At 72.7% G+C, this 25382-nt stretch carries 16 protein-coding genes; 13 read left to right on the forward strand and 3 right to left on the reverse strand.

Features of this window, described 5'->3' with window-relative positions; genetic code table 11:
• Positions 1–41 precede the first annotated feature (41 nt).
• Positions 42–938, forward strand: coding sequence for a LysR family transcriptional regulator (locus ACFYOV_RS12510; RefSeq protein WP_389086249.1), 897 nt, complete (start codon positions 42–44; stop codon positions 936–938).
• A gap of 219 nt (positions 939–1157) precedes the next feature.
• Here ACFYOV_RS12510 and ACFYOV_RS12515 read toward each other — a convergent pair whose 3' ends face one another.
• Complete coding sequence (locus ACFYOV_RS12515; protein ID WP_389086251.1) at positions 1158–1487, reverse strand: WhiB family transcriptional regulator; 330 nt, start codon at positions 1485–1487, stop codon at positions 1158–1160.
• Positions 1488–1867: 380 nt separating this feature from the next.
• Between ACFYOV_RS12515 and ACFYOV_RS12520 the strand changes: the two genes are divergently transcribed.
• From ACFYOV_RS12520 to ACFYOV_RS12535, 4 genes are all read left to right on the forward strand, one after another.
• Positions 1868–2479, forward strand: coding sequence for a response regulator transcription factor (locus ACFYOV_RS12520; protein WP_003948568.1), 612 nt, complete (start codon positions 1868–1870; stop codon positions 2477–2479).
• Positions 2480–2959: 480 nt separating this feature from the next.
• Positions 2960–3547: a sigma-70 family RNA polymerase sigma factor gene (locus ACFYOV_RS12525; RefSeq protein WP_389086253.1), complete on the forward strand. Its 588-nt coding sequence runs from the start codon at positions 2960–2962 to the stop codon at positions 3545–3547.
• 160 nt (positions 3548–3707) lie between these two features.
• Complete coding sequence (guaB, locus tag ACFYOV_RS12530; RefSeq protein WP_389086256.1) at positions 3708–5210, forward strand: IMP dehydrogenase; 1503 nt, start codon at positions 3708–3710, stop codon at positions 5208–5210.
• A 108-nt stretch (positions 5211–5318) separates the two neighbouring features.
• Complete coding sequence (locus ACFYOV_RS12535) at positions 5319–6443, forward strand: GuaB3 family IMP dehydrogenase-related protein (protein ID WP_389086258.1); 1125 nt, start codon at positions 5319–5321, stop codon at positions 6441–6443.
• A gap of 263 nt (positions 6444–6706) precedes the next feature.
• On the opposite strand, the gene ACFYOV_RS12540 is transcribed toward ACFYOV_RS12535, so the two are convergent.
• Positions 6707–7915: a nucleotide sugar dehydrogenase gene (locus tag ACFYOV_RS12540; RefSeq protein ID WP_389086261.1), complete on the reverse strand. Its 1209-nt coding sequence runs from the start codon at positions 7913–7915 to the stop codon at positions 6707–6709.
• Positions 7916–8188: 273 nt separating this feature from the next.
• On the opposite strand from ACFYOV_RS12540, the gene ACFYOV_RS12545 reads away from it, so the two are divergent.
• On the forward strand, positions 8189–9895 hold the full coding sequence (locus ACFYOV_RS12545) for a glycerol-3-phosphate dehydrogenase/oxidase (protein ID WP_389086262.1): 1707 nt from the start codon (positions 8189–8191) through the stop codon (positions 9893–9895).
• A 239-nt stretch (positions 9896–10134) separates the two neighbouring features.
• Here ACFYOV_RS12545 and ACFYOV_RS12550 read toward each other — a convergent pair whose 3' ends face one another.
• Positions 10135–11178, reverse strand: a complete 1044-nt coding sequence (locus tag ACFYOV_RS12550; protein ID WP_389086265.1) for a serine hydrolase domain-containing protein — start codon at positions 11176–11178, stop codon at positions 10135–10137.
• A gap of 171 nt (positions 11179–11349) precedes the next feature.
• On the opposite strand from ACFYOV_RS12550, the gene ACFYOV_RS12555 reads away from it, so the two are divergent.
• From ACFYOV_RS12555 to ACFYOV_RS12585, 7 genes are all read left to right on the forward strand, one after another.
• On the forward strand, positions 11350–13419 hold the full coding sequence (locus tag ACFYOV_RS12555) for a serine/threonine-protein kinase (RefSeq protein WP_389087072.1): 2070 nt from the start codon (positions 11350–11352) through the stop codon (positions 13417–13419).
• Between the two features lie 153 nt (positions 13420–13572).
• Complete coding sequence (locus tag ACFYOV_RS12560; RefSeq protein ID WP_389086267.1) at positions 13573–16308, forward strand: protein kinase; 2736 nt, start codon at positions 13573–13575, stop codon at positions 16306–16308.
• A 221-nt stretch (positions 16309–16529) separates the two neighbouring features.
• A complete protein-coding gene (locus tag ACFYOV_RS12565) occupies positions 16530–18212 on the forward strand; it encodes a serine/threonine-protein kinase (protein WP_389087075.1) in 1683 nt (560 codons plus the stop codon).
• A gap of 340 nt (positions 18213–18552) precedes the next feature.
• The gene (locus tag ACFYOV_RS12570; RefSeq protein WP_389086270.1) at positions 18553–19803 is read left to right on the forward strand and encodes a protein kinase; all 1251 of its coding nucleotides are present in this window, start codon (positions 18553–18555) and stop codon (positions 19801–19803) included.
• Positions 19804–19912: 109 nt separating this feature from the next.
• Complete coding sequence (locus ACFYOV_RS12575) at positions 19913–21703, forward strand: protein kinase (RefSeq protein WP_389086272.1); 1791 nt, start codon at positions 19913–19915, stop codon at positions 21701–21703.
• 140 nt (positions 21704–21843) lie between these two features.
• Complete coding sequence (locus ACFYOV_RS12580; protein WP_389086275.1) at positions 21844–23457, forward strand: succinic semialdehyde dehydrogenase; 1614 nt, start codon at positions 21844–21846, stop codon at positions 23455–23457.
• A 46-nt stretch (positions 23458–23503) separates the two neighbouring features.
• On the forward strand, positions 23504–25366 hold the full coding sequence (locus ACFYOV_RS12585; protein ID WP_389086277.1) for a GMC family oxidoreductase N-terminal domain-containing protein: 1863 nt from the start codon (positions 23504–23506) through the stop codon (positions 25364–25366).
• Positions 25367–25382 lie beyond the last annotated feature (16 nt).

Genomic DNA, 25382 nt, shown 5'->3' on the forward strand with positions numbered 1-25382 from the left:
ATATCGGGTACCGAATCAAAGACTGGCTTATCCTTGGAGTCGTGATCGAAGCCCGTCACCTTCGCGTGCTGCGCGCCGTGTCCGCCACCAGCTCCTTCTCGGCCGCGGCCCGCGAGCTGGGCTGCACCCAGCCGGCCGTCAGCCAGCAGATGAAGGCACTCGAGGCGTCCGTCGGCACGCCCCTGCTCATCCGCAGTGGTCGTGAGATGCGCCTGACGCAGGCCGGGCAGGCGCTGGTGCGTCATGCCGCCGGGATTCTCGCCGGGCTCACCGCGGCCGAGGAGGAGGTCGCCGCCATCGCCGGGTTGCGCGCCGGGCGGGTCCGGCTCGTCTCCTTCCCGAGTGGCAGCTCCACCCTCGTGCCGACCGCACTCGCCGCCCTGCGCGACGCCCACCCCGGCACCCGGGTCTCGCTGGAGGAGGCGGAGCCGCCCCGGTCGGTGGAAATGCTGCGCGAGGGCGACTGCGACGTGGCCCTCGCCTTCCGGTACCAAGGGTCGGCGGGCGTCGAGGAGTGGGACGACCTGGTCGTGCGGCCGTTGCTGTCGGACCGACTGGTGGGACTCGTCCCCGAACGCCACCGGCTCGCCCGCGCGGAGTCGCTCGCCATCGGCGAGCTGGCCGGGGAGCCGTGGATCGCGGGCTGCCCGCGCTGCCGGGGGCAGCTGGTCGAGGTCTGCGAGGCGGCCGGCTTCTCGCCGCGCATCGACTTCGCCACCGACGACTACCCGGCGGTGGCCGGGCTGGTCGGCGCCGGTCTCGGTGTGGCCGTGCTGCCCCAGCTGGCCATCGAGTCCGTACGGCCGAGGGGGGTGCGGACCCTCGCCCTGGAACCCGCCGTGCGCCGCGAGATCGTCGCGCTCACCCTGCCGGATCTCGCCCAGGTGCCCGCGGTCGCCGCGACCCTGGACCAACTGACGCGGGCCGCCGCGCGGTAGCCGCCGTCCCGCGCGCGTGGGTGTCCTCCCCCGGGTTCGGTGGCACCTCCCGGTGACGGGCGCCCCACGGGACGCTCCTCCCCGGCACGCGCATCGCCCGGCAGCCGCCCTGCCCGAGCGGCGGAGTCACGCAGGGTGGCCGTCTCGGGGCCGCAGCGGCCACCCCCCGGAGAAAAAACAAGGGCACGCGCGCGTGCCCGGTCTTGAAGAAACGTTCCTTCAGGTGTTCGAAGCGGCGTGCCCGTCGGCCGTCGATGCCGAGACCAGCCGGTTGCGCGCCCGCCCCATCAGCTCTTCGCGCTCGTCCTCGGTCAACCCGCCCCACACGCCGTACGGTTCGCGTACGGCCAGTGCGTGGGCGGCGCACTCGGCGCGCACCGGGCACCGCATGCAGACCTCCTTGGCCGAGTTCTCGCGAGCGCTTCGAGCCGCACCACGCTCGCCCTCGGGATGGAAGAAGAGCGAGCTGTCCACCCCGCGGCAGGCAGCCAGGAGCTGCCAGTCCCACAGGTCCGCGTTCGGTCCGGGAAGGCGGGAGAAATCTGCCATTGCGTGACCCCTTGTAGCCGTTCTGTGCGGATCCGGTGTCCACGACCGTACAACTACGATCCAAGGAGATGAAAATATGACTCATTGAGAATCTAGTCGCAGACACCAACAGAGGGGAAGAAAAAGGGCTGAATGGGGCATGGCTCGTCAGGAAAGACCGAGGGTCTGCCGCGCATATCTGCACCGTGTCCGCCTCCTCACGTAGAGTGCCGAAGATGGCAGACGGCCCCGTAACTCTTTCGAGTGACCGTCGTTGAGAGTGCGAGGCGGTTGAAAGAACAAGCGCTCGGGCGTGCGTCCGAGACGGTCGACCGCTCAGGTGACGATTTCGTACCAGCCTGGAGGCTCAAGGTGACGCGCATCAGCTGCGGAGGGCGGCCATGACTTCCGTCCTCGTCTGCGACGACTCCCCGCTTGCCCGAGAGGCGCTCCGCCGCGCGGTCGCGACCGTGCCCGGTGTCGAGCGCGTGACGACGGCGGCCAACGGCGAGGAAGTCCTCCGCCGCTGGGGCGCCGACCGCTCGGACCTGATTCTGATGGACGTACGCATGCCCGGTCTGGGCGGCGTGGAGACCGTGCGGCGGCTGCTGTCCGCGGACCCCGGGGCACGGATCATCATGCTCACCGTGGCCGAGGACCTCGACGGTGTGGCCCTCGCGGTGGCCGCGGGTGCCCGCGGGTACCTGCACAAGGACGCCTCCCGCGCGGAGCTGCGTGCCACGGTCACCCAGGCCCTCGCCGACCCGACCTGGCGGCTCGCCCCCCGGCGGCTGCGCTCCGCGGAGATGGGCGCCGCGCCCACGCTCACCGCGCGGGAGATCCAGGTCCTCGAAGGCATGAGCCACGGCCGCTCCAACGCCGAGATCGGACGCGAGCTGTTCCTCTCCGAGGACACCGTGAAGACACACGCGCGAAGGCTCTTCAAGAAGCTCGGCGCGTCGGACCGGGCCCACGCGGTGGCGCTCGGCTTCCGGTGGGGCCTCGTGCGCTAGGGCCTGTCCTTCGGATCGGTCCGGCTTCGGCACGTGCCACCGGGCGGACGCCGACGAGCGGGGGCACGCGGATGCCCCCGCACGGCCTCCACGCGCGCGTGGAGAAGCCGGCGGCGGACGACCGCACCGGTGAGGCACCGGGCGGGGAGGCACCGCGCGGGAGACGGCTCGGCAGGATGCCCGTCCGGCCCCGCGGCCCGGGGCCGATCCGGACGACAGGTCCAGGGGCCGGCCGCGCACGCCGTGGCAGGGGTGCGCACACCCTGCCCCACCAGGGCATGAACGGGGACCGCCGGGTGCCCGCTGCTCGTTTCGCCACGGATGCCGCATCCTTGAGGTGTGGAGTTCCTCGGGGACGAGTCGGTCGAGCGGAAGGGGAGGGCGCAGGGGATGACTTCCGGCGCACCTGCTCATAACGCTTCGGTGCACAACAAGGGGCGCGGTGCCGCGGACCCGGCGCCGGCAGGGCACCATGGACCGATGCGCGACGACGAGGTGGGCACCGCCCACGGGGCGATCGGTGCGCTCGTCCATCGTGCCGTCGACGGGGACGAGCAGGCCACGCACGATCTCCTCGCCCGCGTCCATCCTCTGGCGTTGCGCTACTGCCGCACCCGTCTGTCCCGGCTCCCGGGCGACGCCCGGCACTTCGTCGAGGACCTCGCCCAGGAGGTCTGCGTCGCGGTCCTCCTCGCGCTGCCGCGCTACAAGGACACCGGGCGCCCCTTCGAGGCGTTCGTCTTCGCCATCGCCGCCCACAAGGTCGCCGACCTCCAGCGTGCGGCGATGCGCCACCCCGGCTCGACGGCGGTGCCCTCCGACGAGATGCCCGAGCGCCCCGACGACTCCCTCGGCCCGGAGGAGCGCGCCCTGCTCAGCAGCGACGCCGAATGGGCCAAGAAGCTCCTCGCCAACCTGCCGGAGAACCAGCGCGAGCTGCTCCTGCTGCGCATCGCGGTGGGCCTCACGGCGGAGGAGACCGGACAGATGTTGGGAATGTCACCCGGTGCGGTCCGGGTGGCCCAGCACCGCGCACTGAGCCGGCTGCGTGCCCTGGCGGAGCAGTAACCACCGCCGCCCCACCCCGGCTTCGGCGCGTGAACGCACGCCCTGGAGATCACGTAGGAACACACGAAGCGCGGAGCCCGGCGAAACCGTGGAATGAGACAGCCACGCCTGCCGTTAGCATGGACATCCGCACCGATCAAGGCCATTTGGGGAAGGTGTCATGACTGCCAACGTCGACGGAGTGCCCGACAAATTCGCGACACTCGGGCTGACCTACGACGACGTGCTGCTGCTGCCGGGAGCGTCCGAGGTGCTCCCGAACGCGGTCGACACCTCGTCCCGCGTCTCTCGTAATGTCCGGGTCAACATCCCCCTCCTGTCCGCCGCGATGGACAAGGTCACCGAGTCGCGCATGGCGATCGCGATGGCCCGTCTGGGCGGCGTCGGCGTGCTGCACCGCAACCTCTCCATCGAGGACCAGGTCAACCAGGTCGACCTGGTGAAGCGGTCGGAGTCCGGGATGGTCACCGACCCGATCACCGTGCACCCGGACGCCACGCTCGCCGAGGCGGACGCGCTGTGCGCCAAGTTCCGCATCAGCGGTGTGCCGGTCACCGACCCGGCCGGAAAGCTCCTCGGCATCGTCACCAACCGTGACATGGCCTTCGAGACCGACAGCAGCCGCAAGGTGCGCGAGGTCATGACCCCGATGCCCCTGGTCACCGGCAAGGTGGGCATCTCGGGTCCGGAGGCCATGGAGCTGCTGCGGCGCCACAAGATCGAGAAACTGCCGCTCGTCGACGACGAGGGCGTCCTCAAGGGCCTGATCACGGTCAAGGACTTCGTGAAGGCCGAGAAGTACCCCAACGCCGCCAAGGACGCCGAGGGCCGCCTGCTCGTCGGCGCGGCCGTCGGCGCCAGCCCCGAGGCGCTGGAGCGCGCCCAGGCCCTCGCCGCGGCCGGTGTGGACTTCCTGGTCGTCGACACCTCGCACGGCCACAACAGCAACGCCCTCAGCTGGATGGCGAAGATCAAGTCGAGCGTCGGCGTCGACGTGATCGGCGGCAACGTCGCCACCCGGGACGGTGCCCAGGCCCTCATCGACGCCGGTGTCGACGGCATCAAGGTCGGCGTGGGCCCCGGTTCGATCTGCACCACGCGCGTGGTCGCCGGCATCGGCGTTCCCCAGGTCACCGCCATCTACGAGGCCTCCCTCGCGGCCCGTCCCGCCGGCATCCCGCTGATCGGCGACGGCGGCCTGCAGTACTCGGGCGACATCGGCAAGGCGCTGGCGGCCGGCGCCGACACGGTGATGCTGGGCAGCCTCCTCGCGGGCTGCGAGGAGTCGCCGGGCGAGCTGATGTTCATCAACGGCAAGCAGTTCAAGTCGTACCGCGGCATGGGCTCGCTGGGCGCGATGCAGTCCCGTGGCCAGGGCAGGTCGTATTCCAAGGACCGCTACTTCCAGGCCGAGGTGTCCTCCGACGACAAGCTCGTCCCCGAGGGCGTCGAGGGCCAGGTGCCCTACCGCGGCCCGCTGTCCAACGTGCTGCACCAGCTCGTCGGCGGTCTGCGCCAGACCATGGGGTACGTGGGCGCCGCCACCATCGAGGAGATGGAGTCCAAGGGCCGGTTCGTGCGGATCACCTCCGCCGGTCTCAAGGAGAGTCACCCGCACGACATCCAGATGACGGTCGAGGCGCCGAACTACAGCCGTAAGTAGTCGGCGGTCTTCCCAGGGGCGGTCCCGCAGAGCGATCCGGGGCCGCCCTTGCCATGCCCTTCGGGGATACTGGAAGGCGCTGCAACGCATCAGGGAAAGGCCACAGACGTGACTGAGATCGAGATCGGGCGCGGCAAGCGCGGCCGCCGGGCGTACGCCTTCGACGACATCGCCGTCGTCCCCAGCCGCCGTACGCGGGACCCGAAGGAGGTCTCGATCGCCTGGCAGATCGACGCCTACCGCTTCGAGCTGCCCTTCCTGGCCGCCCCCATGGACTCGGTCGTCTCGCCGGCCACGGCGATTCGCATCGGCGAGCTCGGTGGCCTCGGGGTGCTGAACCTCGAGGGCCTGTGGACGCGCTACGAGGACCCGCAGCCGCTGCTGGACGAGATCGTCGAGCTGCCCGCCGAGGCGGCCACCCGCCGCCTCCAGGAGATCTACGCCGCCCCCATCAAGGAGGAGCTGATCGGGCAGCGCATCAAGGAGGTGCGCGACGCCGGCGTCGTCACCGCCGCCGCGCTCTCCCCGCAGCGCACCGCCCAGTTCTCCAAGGCCGTCGTCGACGCGGGCGTGGACATCTTCGTCATCCGCGGCACGACGGTCTCCGCGGAGCACGTCTCGTCCTCGCACGAGCCGCTGAACCTGAAGCAGTTCATCTACGAGCTCGACGTGCCGGTGATCGTCGGCGGCTGCGCCACCTACACCGCGGCCCTGCACCTGATGCGCACCGGTGCGGCGGGCGTCCTGGTCGGCTTCGGCGGCGGTGCCGCGCACACCACGCGCAACGTGCTGGGCATCCAGGTCCCGATGGCCACGGCGGTCGCCGACGTGGCCGCGGCGCGCCGCGACTACATGGACGAGTCCGGCGGTCGGTACGTGCACGTGATCGCGGACGGCGGCGTGGGCTGGTCAGGCGACCTGCCCAAGGCGATCGCCTGCGGCGCCGACGCGGTGATGATGGGCTCGCCGCTCGCCCGCGCGACCGACGGTCCGGGCAAGGGCAACCACTGGGGCATGGAGGCGGTCAACGAGGAGCTTCCGCGCGGCCAGAAGGTCGACCTGGGCACGGTCGGCACTCTCGAGGAGATCCTCACCGGTCCGTCCCACACCCCCGACGGCTCCATGAACCTCTTCGGCGCCCTGCGCCGCGCCATGGCCACCACCGGCTACAGCGAGCTGAAGGAGTTCCAGCGCGTCGAGGTGACGGTGGCGGACTCGCAGCATCGCCGCTAGTCCCTTCGGGACCAAGCGAAGGGGCCCGCCACCCGCGAGGGTGACCGGGCCCCTTCTGCCGCCCAGGCGCATTGATGGGGCGCACGCTTCCGGCGGACGGGGGCACGGTTGCTCCTGGGGCCGGTTTGCTCGGGTGCGGACCACATCGGGACCAGTGGTGTCCGGTGATCTGCATCCTGCCTGCCCCTTCTCCTGGGCGCCGCCCTTTGAGCTCCACGTTCACCCCTGGTATCCGCCGCACGGAGCGTCGCGGTGCGCCCCTCTCACAAGCGGTGCGCCGCCCCCGTCGGGGTGGCCCCCCGCGTGTCCAGCAGGAGCTGGGCCTTCACCGACAGTCCCTGCAGGTCGTACGTGCGGTGCTGCTGGAGCAGCACGGTCAGGTCGGCGTCGGCGGCGGCCTCGTAGAGGGAGTCCGCGCGGGGGACGGGGCGGCCGAGGACGCTCCAGGACGGCACGTGGGGGTCGTGGTAGCTGACGGACGCGCCGAGCTCCATCAGCCGCATCGCGATCTCCTGGGCCGGGGCGCCCTGCTGGTCGGCGAGGTCGGCCTTGTAGGTGACGCCGAGGAGCAGCACTCGCGCTCCCCGGGCCGACTTTCCGTGCTCGTTGAGGAGCGCGGCGGCGCGCTGCACGACGTAGTGGGGCATCCGACTGTTGACCTGCTGGGCCAGTTCCGCCATGCGCAGGGTGCGGCCCGCCCGGGCGGTGAGGTCCTGCGGGACGGAGTGACCGCCGACGCCGGGCCCGGGGCGGAACGCCTCGAATCCGAAGGGCTTGGTCTCCGCGCAGCGGATCACGTCCCACAGGTCGACGCCCAGGTCGTGGCAGAGGACGGCCATCTCGTTGACGAGGGCGATGTTCACGTGCCGGAAGTTGGTCTCCAGGACCTGCACCGTCTCCGCCTCCCGGGGGCCGCGCGCGCGGACGACCTTGTCGGTGAGCCGCCCGTAGAAGGCGGCGGCCGACTCGGTGCAGGCGGGGGTGAGGCCGCCGATGACCTTGGGCGTGTTGGCCGGGGTGAAGTCGCGGTTGCCGGGGTCGACGCGGCTGGGGGAGTAGGCGAGGTGGAAATCGCGCCCCGCGCGGAGCCGCGACCCGTCTTCGAGCAGGGGGAGGAGGAGGTCCTCCGTCGTCCCGGGGGGCACGGGGGACTCCAGGATCACCGTGGTGTGCGGGCGCAGCCGGGCGGCCAGCGTGCGGGCGGCGTCCGCCACCTGGGACAGGTCCAGCCCGCCGTCGGCGCCGCGCGGGGTCGGTGCGCAGATGACCGCGGTGCGGACCCGGCCGAGCTCGGCCGGGCTGGTGGTGGGACGGAAGCCCTGCGCGAGCATGCGCCGCAGTTCGGCGGGGCTCAGGGAGCTCGCCTCGGGGCCGGTGCGGTAGCCGATGGTGGGGATTCCGGCGGCGACCGCGGCCTGGGCCAGGGGCAGGCCGTACGGGCCGAGTCCGATGACGGCGAGATCTGCGGGCATGGCGTGGGCCGTCCTTCCCAGTAGCCGAAGTGGGACAGGTGCGCAAGCCCGGTGGACAGGACGGGCGAGTGCAATGTCAGACTAGGAGTAAATATGACCGATTTGTTGGATTGATCGGTCGGATTTCGGTGAGTCGCTCCGCGGGCGTTGTCCACAGGCTGTGGCCGCGTGGTGGCTGAAGTGGGGCAAGACGGTCAGAATTTGGGCATGAGGGAGGGGAACCGGGCTTCGCCCGAGGGGTGCGGCCGACGCGATCGACAGCGGGAGGCAGCGGTGAGGACAGCGACACTGGGCCCGGCGCAGCGCGCCGAGTCACTGGCAGCCATGGCCGAGCGCGAGCTGGACGTTCTCGTGGTGGGCAGCGGAGTGGTCGGTGCGGGCACCGCCCTCGACGCCGTGACGCGCGGCCTGTCCACGGGCCTGGTGGAGGCGCGCGACTGGGCGTCGGGCACCTCGAGCCGGTCCAGCAAACTGATCCACGGGGGCCTGCGCTATCTCGAGATGCTCGACTTCGCCCTCGTCCGGGAGGCGTTGAAGGAGCGCGGACTGCTGCTGGAGCGCCTCGCCCCGCATCTGGTCAAGCCGGTGCCTTTTCTGTACCCCCTCCAGCACAAGGGCTGGGAGCGTCTGTACGCCGGCTCGGGCGTCGCGCTCTACGACGCCATGTCGATGGCCCGCGGCCATGGACGTGGCCTGCCGGTGCACCGGCACCTGAGCCGCCGTCACGCCCTGCGCGTGGCACCGTGCCTGCGCAAGGACGCGCTCGTCGGGGCGCTGCAGTACTACGACGCGCAGATGGACGACGCCCGGTTCGTGGCCACGCTCGTGCGCACCGCCGCCGCCTACGGCGCCAAGGCGGCCAACCGCGCGCGGGTGACGGCGTTCCTGCGTGAGGGCGAACGGGTCGTCGGCGCCCGCGTGCAGGACGTGGAGGGCGGCGGCGAGTACGAGGTCCGCGCCAAGCAGATCGTCAACGCCACGGGCGTGTGGACGGACGACACGCAGGCGATGGTCGGGGAGCGCGGCCGGTTCCACGTCCGCGCCTCCAAGGGCATCCACCTGGTCGTCCCCAAGGACCGCGTCCACTCCACGACGGGCCTGATCCTGCGCACCGAGAAGTCCGTGCTCTTCGTCATCCCCTGGGGGCGGCACTGGATCATCGGCACCACGGACACCGACTGGGACCTCGACAAGGCGCACCCGGCCGCCTCCAGCGCCGACATCGACTACCTGCTGGAACACGTGAACTCGGTGCTGGCCGTGCCGCTCACCCGCGACGACGTCGAGGGCGTCTACGCAGGGCTGAGGCCGCTGCTCGCCGGTGAGTCCGACGCCACCAGCAAGCTGTCGCGCGAGCACACCGTCGCGCACCCGGTGCCGGGCCTTGTCGTCGTCGCCGGCGGCAAGTACACGACGTACCGGGTCATGGCCAAGGACGCGGTGGACGAGGCCGTGCACGGGCTGGACATGCGTGTCGCCGACTGCGTCACCGAGGACGTTCCGCTGCTGGGTGCCGAGGGATACCGGGCCCTGTGGAACGCCCGGGCGCGGACAGCCGCGCGGACCGGCCTGCACACGGTGCGGGTGGAGCACCTGCTGAACCGCTACGGGACGCTGACAGAGGAGATCCTGGAGCTCATCGCGGCCGACCCCTCACTGGGTGAGCCGCTCCACGCGGCCGACGACTACCTGCGGGCCGAGATCACCTACGCCGCCTCGCACGAGGGGGCACGGCACCTGGACGACGTGCTGACCCGGCGCACCCGCATCTCGATCGAGACGTTCGACCGGGGCACCCGCAGCGCACGGGAGGCCGCCGAGCTGATGGCGCCGGTGCTCGGCTGGGACAAGAACCAGATCGAGCGCGAGGTCCAGCACTACGAGAAGCGGGTGGAGGCGGAACGGGAATCGCAGCGCCAGCCCGACGACCTCACAGCGGACGCCGCACGGTTGGGCGCGCCGGACATCGTGCCGCTGTAGGGGGTCGGCGTTCCGGCACTTCGGGGGTCGGCGGACCTCCTGCCTGCTGCCCGCGGCGATCGGGTCTCGGTCATCGCCGGGTGCTGCGGGCGGGCGACGCCTCGCCGCTCGTCCGCCGCGGCTGCCGTCCCGTCGGGTCGCGGGTCAACGCCGCCGCGTGGTCGATCGCGCCGAAGACCAGCATCCGTTCACTCGAACGAGTGGAGGGAAGCGGGATCTTCGTTCGGAATCCGGTCGTTCTACGAAATGCGAGGGCAGAACTCGGCGGCGAGCACCGCGGGTTCGAGGCGGGGATCTGCTATCGCGTCCGTGTTCACCCGGAAGGTGAGGACGCGTCGGCCGTCGGCGGTGGCCGCGGTGCGCACATAGCTGCCGGCGATGTGTCCGTTGTGTCCCCACACGGTGGTGCCGCACGGAAGCCTCACGGGAAACAGCCCCATGCCGTACGAGCCGTGTGCGGCACGGGTGTCGAGCATCTCGCGCAGCCGGCGCGGGGGCAGCAGCTCACCGCCGAGCAGGGCCGCGTAGAAGCGGTTCAGATCGGCGAGTGTGGTCACCAACTCGCCCGCGGCGCCGGCCACCCGCGGGTCGAGATCGGTGACGTCGGTCCCGTCGGCGGCGTAGGCGCGGCCGTGCGGGGAGGGCAGAGAGGTGCGGGAGCCGGGAAAGGAGGTGCCCGTCAGACGCAGCGGAGCGACGATGCGCCGCTCGGCCTCGGTCGCGTACGGACGGCCGGTGACCTGTTCGACGACCAGGCCGAGCAGGACGTAGTTGGTGTTCGAGTAGGAGAAGCGGCCGGGGTCGGCCGGAGGGTGGGTGACGGCGATGCGTACGGCCTGACGGGCAGTGAGGGGAACCGTGCCGCCGGTCTCCGCGGCGAAGTCGTACAGGCCGCTGGTGTGGGTGAGCAGGGAGCGCAGGGTCAGCGCGCGGCCGTCGTTGCCCGCTCCCCGCACCAGGCCCGGCAGATGCCGCTCCACGGTGTCGGACAGCGAGAGCCGCTGCTCCTCGGCCAGTTGCAGCACGACGGTCGCGATGAACGTCTTCGTCATGCTGCCGGCCCGGAAGTGGTCGGACGGTGCCATGCCAGGGCCGGCGTGGGCGTAGCGGGATCCCTTCTCCCCGGCGGCCAGCAGTGCCGCGGCAGGGGCCTCACCCCGTGTGACCAGCAGCGGGAGCACCGAGTCCGCGGGCGGGAGCGCCGGTGCGGAGGAGGCGGCCGGGGCCCAGCCGAGCAGGGCCAGCGACACGGGCACGGCCAGTAGGGTCCGCAGCGGCGGCATCACGGCTCCTCCCTCGATGGACGCCCATCATGCAGGGCTGCGGAACACGTCCTTCACCCGGACCCCGGGTCCGGGGTGGACGGCGCACCGCCAGGGGCACCCTGGGCGTCGGCCACTTGTCGGGTGAGAGACAATGAAGGCTCTGTCAGGGCGGGTTGCATGAGGGGACGCATGTCGGAGGCGGAGCGGGCGGGGACATCCCGTCAGGACAAGAGCGCACGTCTCCTCGCCGGGCGGTACCGGCTGGGAGATGTGCTCGGCCGCGGCGGCATGGGGACGGTGTGGCGAGCCGAGGACGAAACCCTGGGACGGACCGTCGCCGTCAAGGAGCTGCGCTTCCCCTCGAACATCGACGAGGAGGAGAAGCGGCGGCTGATCACGCGAACGCTGCGTGAGGCCAAGGCGATCGCCCGGATCCGCAACAACAGCGCCGTCACCGTCTTCGACGTCGTCCAGGAGGACGACCGGCCCTGGATCGTGATGGAGCTCGTCGAGGGCAAGTCGCTCGCCGAGGTCATCCGGGAGGACGGCCTGCTCGAGCCCGGGCGAGCCGCGGAGGTCGGGCTCGCCGTGCTCGACGTACTGCGCTCCGCACACCGCGAGGGCATCCTGCACCGTGACGTGAAGCCGTCGAACGTGCTGATCGCCGACGACGGCCGGGTCGTGCTCACCGACTTCGGCATCGCCCAGGTCGAGGGTGACCCCTCCATCACCTCGACCGGCATGCTGGTCGGCGCCCCCTCCTACATCTCCCCGGAGCGGGCTCGCGGGCACAAGCCGGGCCCGGCGGCCGACCTGTGGTCGCTGGGAGGGCTGCTGTACGCGGCGGTGGAGGGAACTCCGCCGTACGACAAGGGCTCCGCGATCGCGACGCTGACGGCGGTGATGACCGAGCCGCTGGAGGAGCCGAAGAACGCCGGACCGCTCAGGGACGTCATCTACGGTCTGCTGAACAAGGACCCGGCCCAGCGGCTCGACGACGCGGGTGCGCGGGCGATGCTCAACGCGGTGATCCACGCGCCGGAGCCCAAGGAGGCGGAGCCGACGGACGCGACGAAGGTCGTACCGCTGCCCGCCCAGCCCGGTGGGCCGGGCGGCGCCGGAAGCAAGCGGGGCGAGGAGGCCGGGGAGCGGCTGCGGGGCGCGCTGCGTTCCGTGCGCAAGGCGGCCGTGGCCGCCGGGTCGGTCGCGGGCGCGGCTCGTGCCCGATCCGGGAGCGGGACATCCGCTTCCGGCACCGCGAACGCGTCGGGTCCCGGTGCGGGCACTGCCGGCGGCGCGGCCGGTCCTGCCGGTGCCGATGCCAAGACGCGGGTGACGGGCGCCTTTGGTGCGGCCGCCGCGGCCGGTGGCGGGGCGCCGTCCTCCGGGGCGGAGGGCTCGGGTGCCGGGGCGCAGGGGGCCGAGGCCGCTTCTCGCGGGCGGAGTTCGGGATGGCCCGTGATGACGCCGCCGGATCTGCCGGCGCGGTCCGTGCCCAGGGCGTCGCTCACCGACGTGGTGCCGCGGCGGACGCTGGTCGTCATCGCGGTGATCGCGGCGCTGGCGGTGCTGGGCACCGTGCTGGCGATCGTGTTCGGCAACGACGACGAGGGAGCGAAGGGGGCCGGTGGCGGCGGCAAGGCCGTGGCCTCCGAGTCGGCCGGGGCGGGATCCGGCGCGGACACCAAGAGCGACGGGGACGGCGGCACACGGACGGACGGCGCGGCGGCCGGGACGCCGGAGGCGGCCGGTTCGGCGGGGAGCAGCCCGGGAGCCGACGCCGGCGAGCCGGCTGACCCCGGTTCGAGCGGCTCCGGCGACGGTGTCCCGGTGCGCAGGACGCACCAGGGGAGCCAGGGGTACGCGATCGGTTTGCCCCAGGGCTGGAAGTACCAGTCGACGAGCGCCGCGGGGGACCGGTTCACCGGGCCCGACGGGCAGAAGCTGCTCGTCGGGTGGACGTCCACGCCGAAGGACGACCCCGTGGCGGACTGGAAGAACCAGGAGCGCGCCATGGTCCGGCCGCAGTACCAGAGGATCCGCATCGAGGCGGTGGGCTACCGGGGCTGGAACACGGCGGACTGGGAATTCACCTACGTGGAGAACGGCACCGAGTACCGGAGCATCGACCGGGGGTTCGTCGTCAACGACCGTCTCGGGTACGGGCTGATGTACACCGCGAAGGCGGACAAGTGGGGCGGCGAGCAGCGCAGGACGACCTGGCGGGCGTTCACGAGGACGTTCGAACCCGCATCCTGAGCATGAGCGGCCCCAGGATTGGGGAGTGAGATGTGGCATCCCCTCTCTGCGGGTTGCCTCCGGCACGTATCGTGAGTGCTTGCGGACCGTACGCAGCCGGAACGGGCCGCGAGCCGAACGGATTTGACCGACCAGGCTGCCGGGGGAGGCATCGTGGACGACTATGCGGGACGGGTGCTCGCCGACCGCTACCGCCTGCCGCTGCCGCCGTCCGACGAGTACGAACTCACCGAGACCCGTGCCTTCGACACCTACAGCGGGCAGGAAGTGCTGGTCAGGCAGGTTCCGTTGCCGGAGGTCGTCGAGGCCGAGGTGCTCGACGCGGAGGGGCTGCCCGAGGGCTTCACGGCGCGTGACGGCGGGGCCGGGCGGCCCTCCGGGCGCGCGTCCGCGCGCACCGCGGGCACACGCCGGCCCACCGACCCCGTCGTACGGCGGGCGGTCGAGGCCGCTCAGGCGGCGGCGGCCATTCCCGACCACCCGCGGCTGGACCAGGTCTTCGACGTGTTCGCCGAGGGCGGTTCGCTGTGGATCGTCAGCGAGCTGGTGGCCGCGCGTCCCCTGGCGGCGCTGCTCGCCGAGAAGCCGTTGACCCCGTACCGGGCGGCGGAGGTGGCCTCCGACGTGCTGACGGCGCTGCGGGTACTGCACTCCCACGGCTGGGTGCACCGGAACGTCACCGCACGCACGGTGCTCGTCTGCGACGACGGCCGCGTGATGCTGACGGGCCTGGCGGTCGGCGCGGCCGAGGAAGCGCTGTGCGGGTACGACCCGGTGCCCGATCCCGATCCCGGTGGGACGGGAGACACGGGGCAAGGGCAAGGGCCTCCCGAGGCGCTGCCTCCCGCCGCCCCCGCCGCCCGGTCGGGTGCGCCCCGCGGCAACCCTTCCCTGCCCCCCGGCTTCGCCGCCGCCCCCGCCTCCGCGCCCGGCCCCCGCTCCGGTCCGGGCAGTGGCCCCGGTGCCGACCCCGACGCCGCGCGGCGGGCCGCGATCGAGGCGCGGGCCGGGCGGTTGCCGCAGGGCGGGGTGGGCACGGCCAACGGTGACCCGGCCGGGGCGGCCCGGCGGGCGCTGGACGGCGCCGGGGACGTACGGGCGGCGCGTGCCGGGGCGATCGCCGCGTACCGGGCCGGGGCCCGTGCCGCGGCCCGGGTCCAGGAGGCCCAGCAGAGCGGCCGGGCGGCCCTGCCCGGCCGCGCACCCGAGGACGGCCCCTCTCCCGCACCGCACGCCAACGGCTCCGCGCAACCGCCGTACCCCTCCGGCCCGGGCGTCCCCGGCGGTGCCGGGACGGCGACCGGTGCGGTTCCCCCCGGGCAGATAGCCGACCCCTACGGCGTGGGCAGGACCGGCTGGCACGGCGCCACACCCCGCAGCGGCACGGGCGGTGCACCTGCGATCGGCGGCAGCGGCCCCGACGGGCGGGGGCGTACGGCGCTTCCCCCCGCCGGTGATGCTCGTGCCGCGCACCCCGGACCGACGGGACCCGGCGGATCCTTTTCCGCTTCCGCCCCGGCGTCCGTGCCCGGCCAGCCGTCCGTGCCCGGCCAGGCGTCCCCCGTGGGCAGCGGCCTCGCGGAGTCCTCCGCCCGCTGGGACGACCTGGTGGCGCACACACCCGTGCGGCGCGGGCCCACCACCGCACTGGCCGCCGAGCGGGCGCGGCAGGCGCGCATGGCCGTCGTCGGACCCGTGACGGAGCGCTGGGCTCCGGAGCAGGCCGGCCCCGTGCACGCGAACTGGCAGCTCGCCGCGCCGATCGGCCCCGCGACCGACCTGTGGGCCCTGGGCGCGCTGCTGTTCCGGGCCGTGCAGGGGCATGCGCCCTACCCGGAGGAGTCGACGGCCGAGCTGGTGCAGATGGTGTGCGCCGAGCCCCCGGCGTTCGCGGAGGAGTGCGGGCCGCTCAGGCCGGTCGTGGAGTCGCTGCTGCGTCAGGACCCCACCGAGCGGATCGACTTCGAGGAACTGCGCGGCTGGCTGCGCTCTCTGGTGCGCTCGGCGCCCGAGCCGGAGGCCGGCGTGCACGTGATAGCGGCACCGCCGGTCGACGTGAGCAGGCTGCCGGTGGTACGGCGCAGGGGTGAGCTGGTGCGCAGGCGGCGCGCCGGGCTGCCCGCGCACCACGGACGGCACAAGCGGGCGAAGCAGGAGGAGCGTTCGCCGCGCCGGCTGGGCCGCACCCTGCTGCTGCTGGTGCTGCTCGCCATGGCGGGGGCGATCGCGTACGCCGTGCTGTTCATGCCGAAGGCCGGCGAGGACACCGGCGGCGCGGGCGCGGCCGACCGCACGGGTTCCGCCGGTGAGGTCGGCGAGGCTCCCCGCTCACCGGACGCCGGGAGCGATCCCCGGCCCGAGCAGACGTCGCCGAAGCCGGAGGGCAGCGCCGAGGAGTCGGCCGGCTCCGCCGAGACGCAGACGACCGGTCCCGAGGTCGCCGAGGGATTCACCCTGCGCACGGACCCGGAGGGCTTCCGGGTGGCGGTCGCCGAGGGCTGGGAGCGCACCGGCAGGAACGGGCGCGGCCAGGTCGTCTACGCCCACGGCGACTTCGAGCTCATCGTCGTGCCGGGACGGGACAGTGCCGGGGAGTACGGCAGCGACCCCATGGCCTACCAGAGGGACGACGAGCAGGAGCTGCAGCCGTACCGCGACTCCAGCTGGGCCACCTCCAGCGGACTCAAGACCATTGAGGTGGGCGGACGCACCATGGCCGAGGGGCAGTTCACCTGGACCCGCGGCGGGGCTGAGCTGTACGTGCGCAACCTCGCCGCACTGATCGACGGCCGCTACCACGTGGTGCAGGTGCGTGGCCCGGAGGCCGAACGGGACGAGGTGACACGGCTGTACGAGCAGGCGGCGGCGACCTACCAGGCCACCCGCTGACGCCGGATCCGTACCGTCCGGTTTCCGGGGGCCCCACCTGCGGTGTCTGCGGGCAGTGATCGGGGGTGAACTGTCCGTCGATGTACGCCTTTTGGTTCCGTGCCGGCCCATTCAGCGACAACCATCACAGTGCGGTCTCCAAGGCCCCTCCTCGGTTCCCAGGATGCGGACCGGTCCTTACCCTGACCCTGTCAAGACCATTGCGGGGCAACGTGAATCAGATGCAGGGCCTGCTCGTCGCGGGCCGCTACCGGCTCGGCGAGTCCATCGGCAGCGGTGGCATGGGCCGGGTGTGGCGTGCGCATGATGAGGTGCTGCACAGGGCGGTAGCCGTCAAGGAGCTGACCGCCGCGCTCTACGTGTCCGACAGCGAGCAGGCCATGCTGCTGGCGCGGACCAGGGCGGAGGCGCGGGCCGCCGCGCGGATCAACCATTCCGCCGTCGTCACGGTGCACGACGTGCTGGAGCACGACGGCCGCCCGTGGATCGTCATGGAGCTGGTCGAGGGTCACTCGCTCGCCGACGCGGTCAAGGAGGAGGGCCGCATCGAGCCCCGGGAGGCCGCCCGTATCGGCATGTGGGTGCTGCGCGCCCTGCGCGCCGCGCACACCGCCGGTGTCCTCCACCGCGACGTCAAGCCCGGCAACGTCCTGCTCGCCCGGGACGGACGTGTCCTGCTCACCGACTTCGGCATCGCGCACATCGAGGGCGACACGGCCATCACCCGCACCGGAGAGGTCGTCGGCTCGGTGGACTACCTCGCGCCCGAGCGGGTCCGCGGTCACGACCCGGGCCCGTCCTCCGACCTCTGGGCGCTCGGCGCCACCCTGTACACGGCGGTGGAGGGCAGGTCGCCGTTCCGTCGGACCTCCCCTTTGACAACGATGCAGGCGGTCGTCGAGGAGGAGGCGACCGAGGCGCAGCACGCCGGACCGCTCGCCCCCGTCATCGGCGCGCTGCTGCGCAAGGATCCGGCCGACCGGCCCGGTGCCGCGGAGGCCGAACAGATGCTGGCCGAGGCGGCCGAGGGCCGCCGCCCGGACGCGGCCCAGGCCTACGTCCCCACCGTGCCGACCACGCCCACCATGCCGGCGCAGGCCGGCGGCCCGCCCGGGCACCGGCCGCTGCCGCACGAGACGCGGCCCGCCGGAGTTCTGCCGCCGCAGTACCCGCCGGGCACCGGCCCGACGGCCCTTCAGCCGCCCCACGGGAGGGTCGCGGGCCCGCGGAGACGCAAGGGACGTCTGATCGCCCTGGTCGTGGTGCTGGCCGCGCTCATCGGTGGGGGGACCGCCGCGGTGCTCCAGCAGTGGAGCGCGGACAAGGGCCGCGGCACCACCCGGGCGACGTCCACGGACACGCCCGCGCCCACTCCGACTCCGACGCCCCGTGCCTCGAAGACCGGTGGGAAAGAAGGGAAGGAGTCGACGGGCGGTCTCCCGGAGGGCTGGGTGCGGCGCACCGACCCCTACGGCTTCACCATCGTCCTGCCCGGTGCGGACTGGGAACGTGTCGTCTTCGACGACGCGACCCGCCAGGTCGACTACACGCCGGACGGCGGCAGGCGCTTCATCCGCGTCGCCGCCGACGACTCGCCCGACTTCGACGCCCCCTACGAGCACCTGAGCGACCTGGACCAGCAGATCGGGCAGCGGCTGGTCGACTACCGGCGGGTGCGGCTGGAGCAGGGCGTCTACCGGGACCGGGAGAGCGCGCAACTGGAATACACGTGGACCGCGCTGGCCAAGGACACCGACTTCCCGGGGCCCTACCGGGCGGTCGACCAGATGTACATCTCCCGTGACGGCGTCGAGTACGCGCTCTACATGGCCGCGCCGGCCGCGGACTGGCCCGAGGCACGCGAGCAGTTCGAAACGGTGCTCCAGGGCTGGCGCGAACCGTAACGGAGCTTGGAACGCAGCGTGGCGGGCACGCCGGCACAACCCGACGGCTCGGCTCCGGCGGGCACACCCGCAGCAGCCGACGGCCCGGGTCCGGCGGACCCGCCGGCCCGCACCCACCAGGAGCCGCCGCCCCGGGGCCCGGCGGGCATGCCCGCAGGAGCCGAAGGCCCGGGGCTGCCCGACGGGCACACCCGGAGGAATCATCGGCCCGGGCCGGCCCGCGGGAGCAACCGCGAGCCCGTACCGCACAGCCCGGATTCGGCCATGCGCGACGTCACCGGCCCCGCTTGGCCGAATCGCCGTACCGGAGCGGACACATCCGGTGGGGCATGATGGGCCCATGGGGACCGAGGGGGAGGCCGGGAACGACTCCGCGCGCGGCAACGGCCGCCTCGTGGCGGGCCGTTACCTGCTGGAGGTGAAGCTCGGGCGCGGTGGCATGGGCGTGGTCTGGCGGGCGACCGACCAGTTGCTCGAGCGAGGGGTCGCCGTCAAGGAGCTTCCCGTGGACGAGACGCTCTCCGCCGCCGAGGCCCGGCGGCAGCGGGACCGCACGCTGCGGGAGGCCCGCGCACTGGCCCAGCTGAGCCACCCGCACATCATCGTCGTGCACGACGTCGTCGAGGACGACGAGCGTCCCTACATCGTCATGGAGTTGGTCGACGGCGTCTCCCTCGCCGACCGCGTCGCCGAGCAGGGACCGGTCGACGCCGCCGAGGCCGCCCGCATCGGCATCGACCTGCTCGGTGCCCTGCGCGCCGCGCACATGGCCGGAGTGCTCCACCGGGACCTCAAACCGGCCAACGTGCTGCTGGAGGACGGCACCGGCCGGGTCGTCCTCACCGACTTCGGCATCGCCCGGGTCGCGGGCGCCAGCACCCTCACCGAGAACGGCTCCTTCGTCGGCTCCCCCGAGTACACCGCCCCGGAGCGGATGTCCGGCCGGCGCAGCGGTCCCGAGTCCGACCTGTGGTCGCTGGGTGCGTTGCTGTGCACGGTGCTCAGCGGCGAGTCGCCGTTCCGCCGCGACTCGCTCGGTGGTGTCCTGCACGCGGTCGTGACCGACGAGATACGGCCGCCCGCACAGGCCGGGCCCCTTCTGCCCGTCGTGCGCGCTCTGCTGGAGCGCGACCCCGACCGGCGGCTGGACGCGGACGGGGCCGAGCGGATGCTGCGGGCCTTCCTCGAGACGGGCCGTACACCGCAGTCACCGCCCCTGGAACACGCCACTGCGGCACGGTCCCTGATCCGCCGTCGGCCCCCGGCGTGGCGCGAGGCGGAGGGTGAGCCGTCGCCGGACCCGTCCGAGGAGCGTCCCGTCCGGCCGCCCACCCGCAGTGTGCTCGTGGCCGCACTGGCCGTCGCCGCGATGGCCGGGGCCGGCGTGTCGGCCGCGGCGCTGCTCATGGACCGCGGTGGTGACGGAGGCGGTGCGCCGACGAGCACGGCACCGGAGACGCCCACCAGCCGGGCGCCCACCTCCCGGACGCCCGCGTCCACGCCCAGGACCGCCGCGACGCCGAAGGCCGAGCCCACGCCGACCGCGCCCGCGGCACCGGCTCCCTCGGCGACCGGCACACCGTTCCCGTGATCGGATGAATCGGAGATAAGCCCCGGACGGTCCCGTCGAGAGTCACGGGTCTGTGACCGGACCGCGTTCGCGGTGGAACCGTGGGTGCCCGGCGCGGTATGGATGGACCATGAGCAACAACGGGGGAGCCCGCTACGGGTCCGACGAGCCCACCAGTTTTGGTCTGCAACCGCCGAACCCGGTCCCCGACCCGAACCCGCCCGCGGCCGTGCCGCACCCCGACAACCCCTATGCGGCGCCCACCCAGGTCGTCCCGCAGCAGGCCCACGACCCGCGGCCGGGTCACGCGCCCGCCCCGGCGCACCCCAACGTCGCCGCGCAGCACAACACCCCTGCCCACCCTGCTCCACAGGGTCAGGGCGCCCAGCCCCGGCCCCGTCCCGAGGCTCCGCCCTCGCAGGAGCCCGGCGCCGGGCGGCTCATCGCGGGCCGGTACCGGCTGCTCTCCAAGCTGGGGTACGGGGGCATGGGCACGGTGTGGCGGGCCAAGGACGAGACGGTGGACCGCGAGGTGGCGGTCAAGGAGCCGCGCGTCCCCGACCACCTTCCCGAACGCGAACAGGCCAACGCCTTCGAACGGATGCGCCGCGAGGCCCGGGCCGCCGCCCGGCTCGACCACCCCGCCGTGGTCGACGTCCATGACGTCGCGATCGTGGACGGCCGGCCGTGGATCGTGATGGAGCTGGTGCAGGGCCGTTCGCTGGGCGGCGTCCTCCAGGAGGAGGGCACCCTGTCCGCACGCGAGGCGGCGCGGGTCGGTCTGGAGGTGCTCGGCGCACTGGAGGCGGCCCACGCGGCGGGCATCCTCCACCGGGACGTCAAGCCGGACAACGTGCTGCTCGGCCGGTACGACCGCGTCGTCCTCACCGACTTCGGGATCGCCCAGATCGAGGGCGAGACCAACCTGACGGACACCGGGGGCTTCGTCGGCTCCCCCGAGTACATCGCCCCGGAACGCGTGCTGGGCCAGCGCCCGGGCCCCGCCTCGGACCTGTGGTCCCTGGGTGTGGTGCTGTACGCGGCGACGGAGGGCGTCTCGCCGTTCCGCCGCAGCAACACCCCGGCCACGCTCCAGTCCGTCCTCAACGCCACGCCCGCGCCGCCCGCCTCCGCGCAGGGGCCGCTGGCCGAGGCCATCAACGGCCTGCTCCAGAAGGACCCGGCGCGCCGGCCGAACGCCGCCCAGGTCCGCGCCCTGCTGGAAGCGGCCGCCAACCCGCCCGCCCCGCAGCCCACGCAGGTCGTCCAGGTTCCCGCGCCCCTGGCGGCCGGACGCAGGGGGATCGTGCTCGGCCCCAGGACGCTGGCCGGGCTGGGAGCGGCGGTCGTGGCGGCGGCGATGACGGCGTACCTGGTGATCGCCGAGCCGTTCGCGGGTCCGCTGCCCGAGGACTGGGAGAAGCACGCCGAGAAGGACCTCGCAGCGACGATCGCGGTCCCTGGCCACTACAAGCCGGCCCGCCCCGATCGCACGACGGACAAGGAGCACTGGGTCAAGTACTCCGACGCGAGCGGCAGCATCTGGATCCAGCTGACCCTCGACAAGCAGGCCGAGGACACCGGCACCATCGCGGGCTCCGCCGACGCCGAGATGTACGAGGACGACGACGGCTTCCGGGAGAGCGGCAAGTACGAGCTCGGCATGCCGGAGAACCCGAAGACCGATCCGAAGCCGAACACCACGTACAAGGGGAAGAAGGCCGCCGAGAACACGGTCGTCTACACCACCGACGACAGCCAGAACCCGCTGCCCCGCGAGCTGCGGATCTTCTACTACAAGACCTCCGCCGGCGACATGTACAAGCTCACCGTCGGCTACCCGGGCAAGGGGGACTTCACGGAGCGCGGGCGCGAGGTGGCGAAGACGGCGATCGCCAACCTGGAGATCGACCGGCTCTGACCGTGGTCCGGGGCGTTTCCCGGACCACAACGCGCTGATCAGGGGCTTTGTTGCCAGTGTTCACTGGCGGTGTGTGAGGTGTCGGTGAATCTGTTACCGACGGGTACACAAAGCGTGCGCTCAGGCATACCCTGCGGCTCATGACGGACGCGCAGACCCGGGAAACGACCGGCACCAATCCCCTCGCCCCCGCCCCGGAGGGCGCCCGCACCGCCGCCGACGTGGTCACACCCGACCTGGTCGCCCGGCTCACCAAGGGCGTCGTCGGGTCCGGGAGCACCGCCAACCACACCCCCTTCACCGGCGAGAAGCTGGCCGACCTTCCCGAGTCGACGCCCGAGGACGTGCGACGGGCCTTCGAAGCGGCCCGCGCCGCCCAGGCCGTGTGGGCGAGGACCCCGGTACGGCAGCGGGCCGCCGTCCTGCTGCGCTTCCACGACCTGGTGCTCCAACGCCAGGCCGAGGTCCTCGACCTGATCCAGCTGGAGACCGGCAAGGCCCGGCTGCACGCCCACGAGGAGGTGCAGGCCGTCGCCGTCGCCGCCCGTCACTACGGCCGCCGCGCCGCCGCCTACCTGAGGCCCAAGCGGCACGCGGGTGCCGTGCCCGGCCTCACGAAGGTCACCGAACTGCGCCACCCGCGCGGTGTGGTCGGCCAGATCGCCCCCTGGAACTACCCGCTGGAGCTGTCCGTCGGCGACGCGCTCCCGGCGTTCGCCGCGGGCAACGCGGTCGTGATGAAGCCCGACACCGAGACCTGCCTCACCGCCCTGTGGGCCCGTGACCTGCTGATCGAGGCGGGACTGCCCGCCGACGTCTTCCAGGTGGTCCTCGGGGAGGGCCCGGTCGTCGGCCCCGAGGTCGTCGGGCACGCCGACTACGTCTCCTTCACCGGCTCCACCCGCACCGGCCGCGAGGTCGCCCAGGGCGCCGCCGCCCGGCTGGTCGGCGTCTCCCTCGAACTCGGCGGGAAGAACGCCATGCTGGTGCTCGAGGACGCCGACCTGGACAAGGCCGCCGCGGGCGCCGTCCGCGCCTGCTTCTCCTCCGCCGGCCAGTTGTGCATCTCCATCGAGCGGCTGTACGTCCACGAGTCCGTCGCCGACGCCTTCCTGGAGCGCTTCGTCGCCCGGACGAAGGCGATACGCCTCGGCACCTCCCTGTCCTACGGCGCCGGCATGGGCTCCCTGGTCGGACAGCGTCAGCTCGACGCCGTGACCCGGCACGTGGACGACGCCGTCGCCAAGGGCGCCAAGGTACTGGCGGGCGGCACGGCGCGCCCGGACATCGGCCCCTACTTCTACGAGCCGACCATCCTCGACGGCGTCGACACCACCATGGCCGTCTGCACCGAGGAGACCTTCGGCCCGGTCGTCTCCGTCTACCGCTTCGAGAACGTCGACGAGGCGATCGCACGCGCCAACTCCACCCCGTACGGACTGAACAGCTCGGTCTGGACCAAGGACGCCCGACGAGGACGCGGGATCGCCGCCCGGCTGCGCACCGGCACGGTCAACATCAACGAGGGTTACGCGCCCGCCTACGGCAGCGTCCAGTCGCCCATGGGCGGCATGAAGGACTCCGGACTCGGCCGCCGGCACGGCTCCGAGGGCATCCTCAAGTACACCGAGGCCCAGACGATCGCCCACCAGCGGCTGCTCCCCATGGCCCCGTCGCTCGGCATGGACGACGAGCAGTACGCGGCGTTCATGAGCCGGAGCCTGCGCCTGATGAAGGCGTTCCGCTTCCGCTAGACCGCCCGGCCACCCCACCAACGGGGGCTTTCAACGAGGAGAGCACGTGTCACTGGAGAACTCCCTCCACCAACCGGACGACGAGTCCCCGGAGGACGAGTCCGCGTACGGCGAGTCGGCGTACGACAAGTCCGCGTACGACTACGACGTCATCGTCGTCGGCTCCGGTTTCGGCGGTTCGGTCTCGGCGCTTCGGCTCACCGAGAAGGGCTACCGCGTCGGTGTCCTGGAGGCGGGCCGCCGCTTCACCCCCGCCACCCTGCCGAAGAACTCCTGGGACCTGAAGAACTACCTGTGGGCGCCCCGGCTCGGCATGTACGGCATCCAACGCATCCATCTGCTGGGCAACGTGATGGTGTTGGCCGGCGCGGGCGTGGGCGGCGGCTCCCTCAACTACGCCAACACGCTGTACGTCCCGCCGGAGCCCTTCTTCGAGGACCCGCAGTGGCGGGACATCACCGACTGGCAGGAGGAGCTCCAGCCGTACTACGACCAGGCCCGGCGCATGCTCGGGGTGCGTCTCAACCCGACGACCACCGCGTCCGACGTGCACCTGAAGGCCGCCGCCGAGCGGATGGGTGTGGGCGACACCTTCCACATGGCGCCGGTCGGTGTCTTCTTCGGCGACGGCAGGGACGCCGACGGGAAGGTGAAGGCGAAGCCGGGGGAGGAGGTGCCCGATCCGTACTTCGGCGGGGCGGGCCCGTCGCGCCGGGCCTGTGCCGAGTGCGGCGAGTGCATGACCGGCTGCCGGCACGGGGCGAAGAACACCCTGAACGAGAACTACCTGCACCTCGCCGAGAAGGCGGGCGCGGTCGTGCACCCGATGACCACCGTCGTGTCGGTGACGGAGGACTCGCGAGGCGGTTACGCCGTCGCCACGCTCCCGACCGACAGGCGCCGCAAGGGCAGCGGGCGGGTCTTCCGGGCCCGTCGAGTGGTCCTGGCCGCCGGTACCTACGGCACGCAGACCCTGCTGCACCGGATGAAGGCCAACGGGCAGCTGCCGCACCTCTCGGACCGCCTGGGCGAGCTGACCCGCACCAACTCCGAGGCCCTCGTCGGCGCCCAGACCGACGACCGCCGCTATCGCCGGATCACCGGGGCGCCGAAGGCCGACTTCACGCACGGCGTGGCCATCACGTCCTCCATCCACCCCGACGAGAACACCCACATCGAGCCCGTGCGTTACGGCCGCGGCTCCAACTCCATGGGCGGCCTGTCGATCCTCCAGGTCCCGTACGCGGGCGGCGGCTCGGGTGCGGCGCGGGTCCTGGGCTGGCTGGGCAACGTCGCCAGGCATCCCCTGCTGCTGCTGCGGTCCCTGTCCAACCGGCGCTGGTCGGAGCGGACCATCATCGGCCTGGTCATGCAGTCGCTCGACAACTCCCTGACGACGTACCTGAAGCCGTCGGGGGTGGGCCGGGGCCTGCTCACCGCGCGCCAGGGCCACGGTTCCCCCAACCCGAAGCAGATCAAGGCGGCCACGGAGGGAGCGTCCGCGCTGGCCGCCGAGATCAACGGCTTCGCCGGCTCCAACATCGGTGAGCTGACCGGGATGCCGCTCACCGCGCACTTCCTCGGCGGCTGCCCGATCGGCGCGTCCGGCGACACCGGGGTGATCGACCCGTATCACCGCCTCTACGGCCACCCCGGCATCTCGGTCGTGGACGGCGCGGCGGTCTCGGCGAACCTGGGCGTGAACCCGTCCCTGACCATCACGGCGCAGGCCGAGCGGGCGATGTCCTACTGGCCCAACAAGGGTGAGGCCGATCCGCGCCCGCGGCAGGACGAGCCCTACCGCCGCCTCCAGCCGGTCGAGCCCAAGTCCCCGGCGGTCCCTGCGGACGCGTTCGGGGCACTGCGGCTGCCGTTCCTGGGGATGCCGACGGTGCCGCCGAAGAGCTGAGCGTGCGGCGCCGGCC

The organism is Streptomyces sp. NPDC005931, assembly GCF_042871235.1.
In the GTDB taxonomy this organism is placed as follows: Bacteria; Actinomycetota; Actinomycetes; order Streptomycetales; family Streptomycetaceae; genus Streptomyces.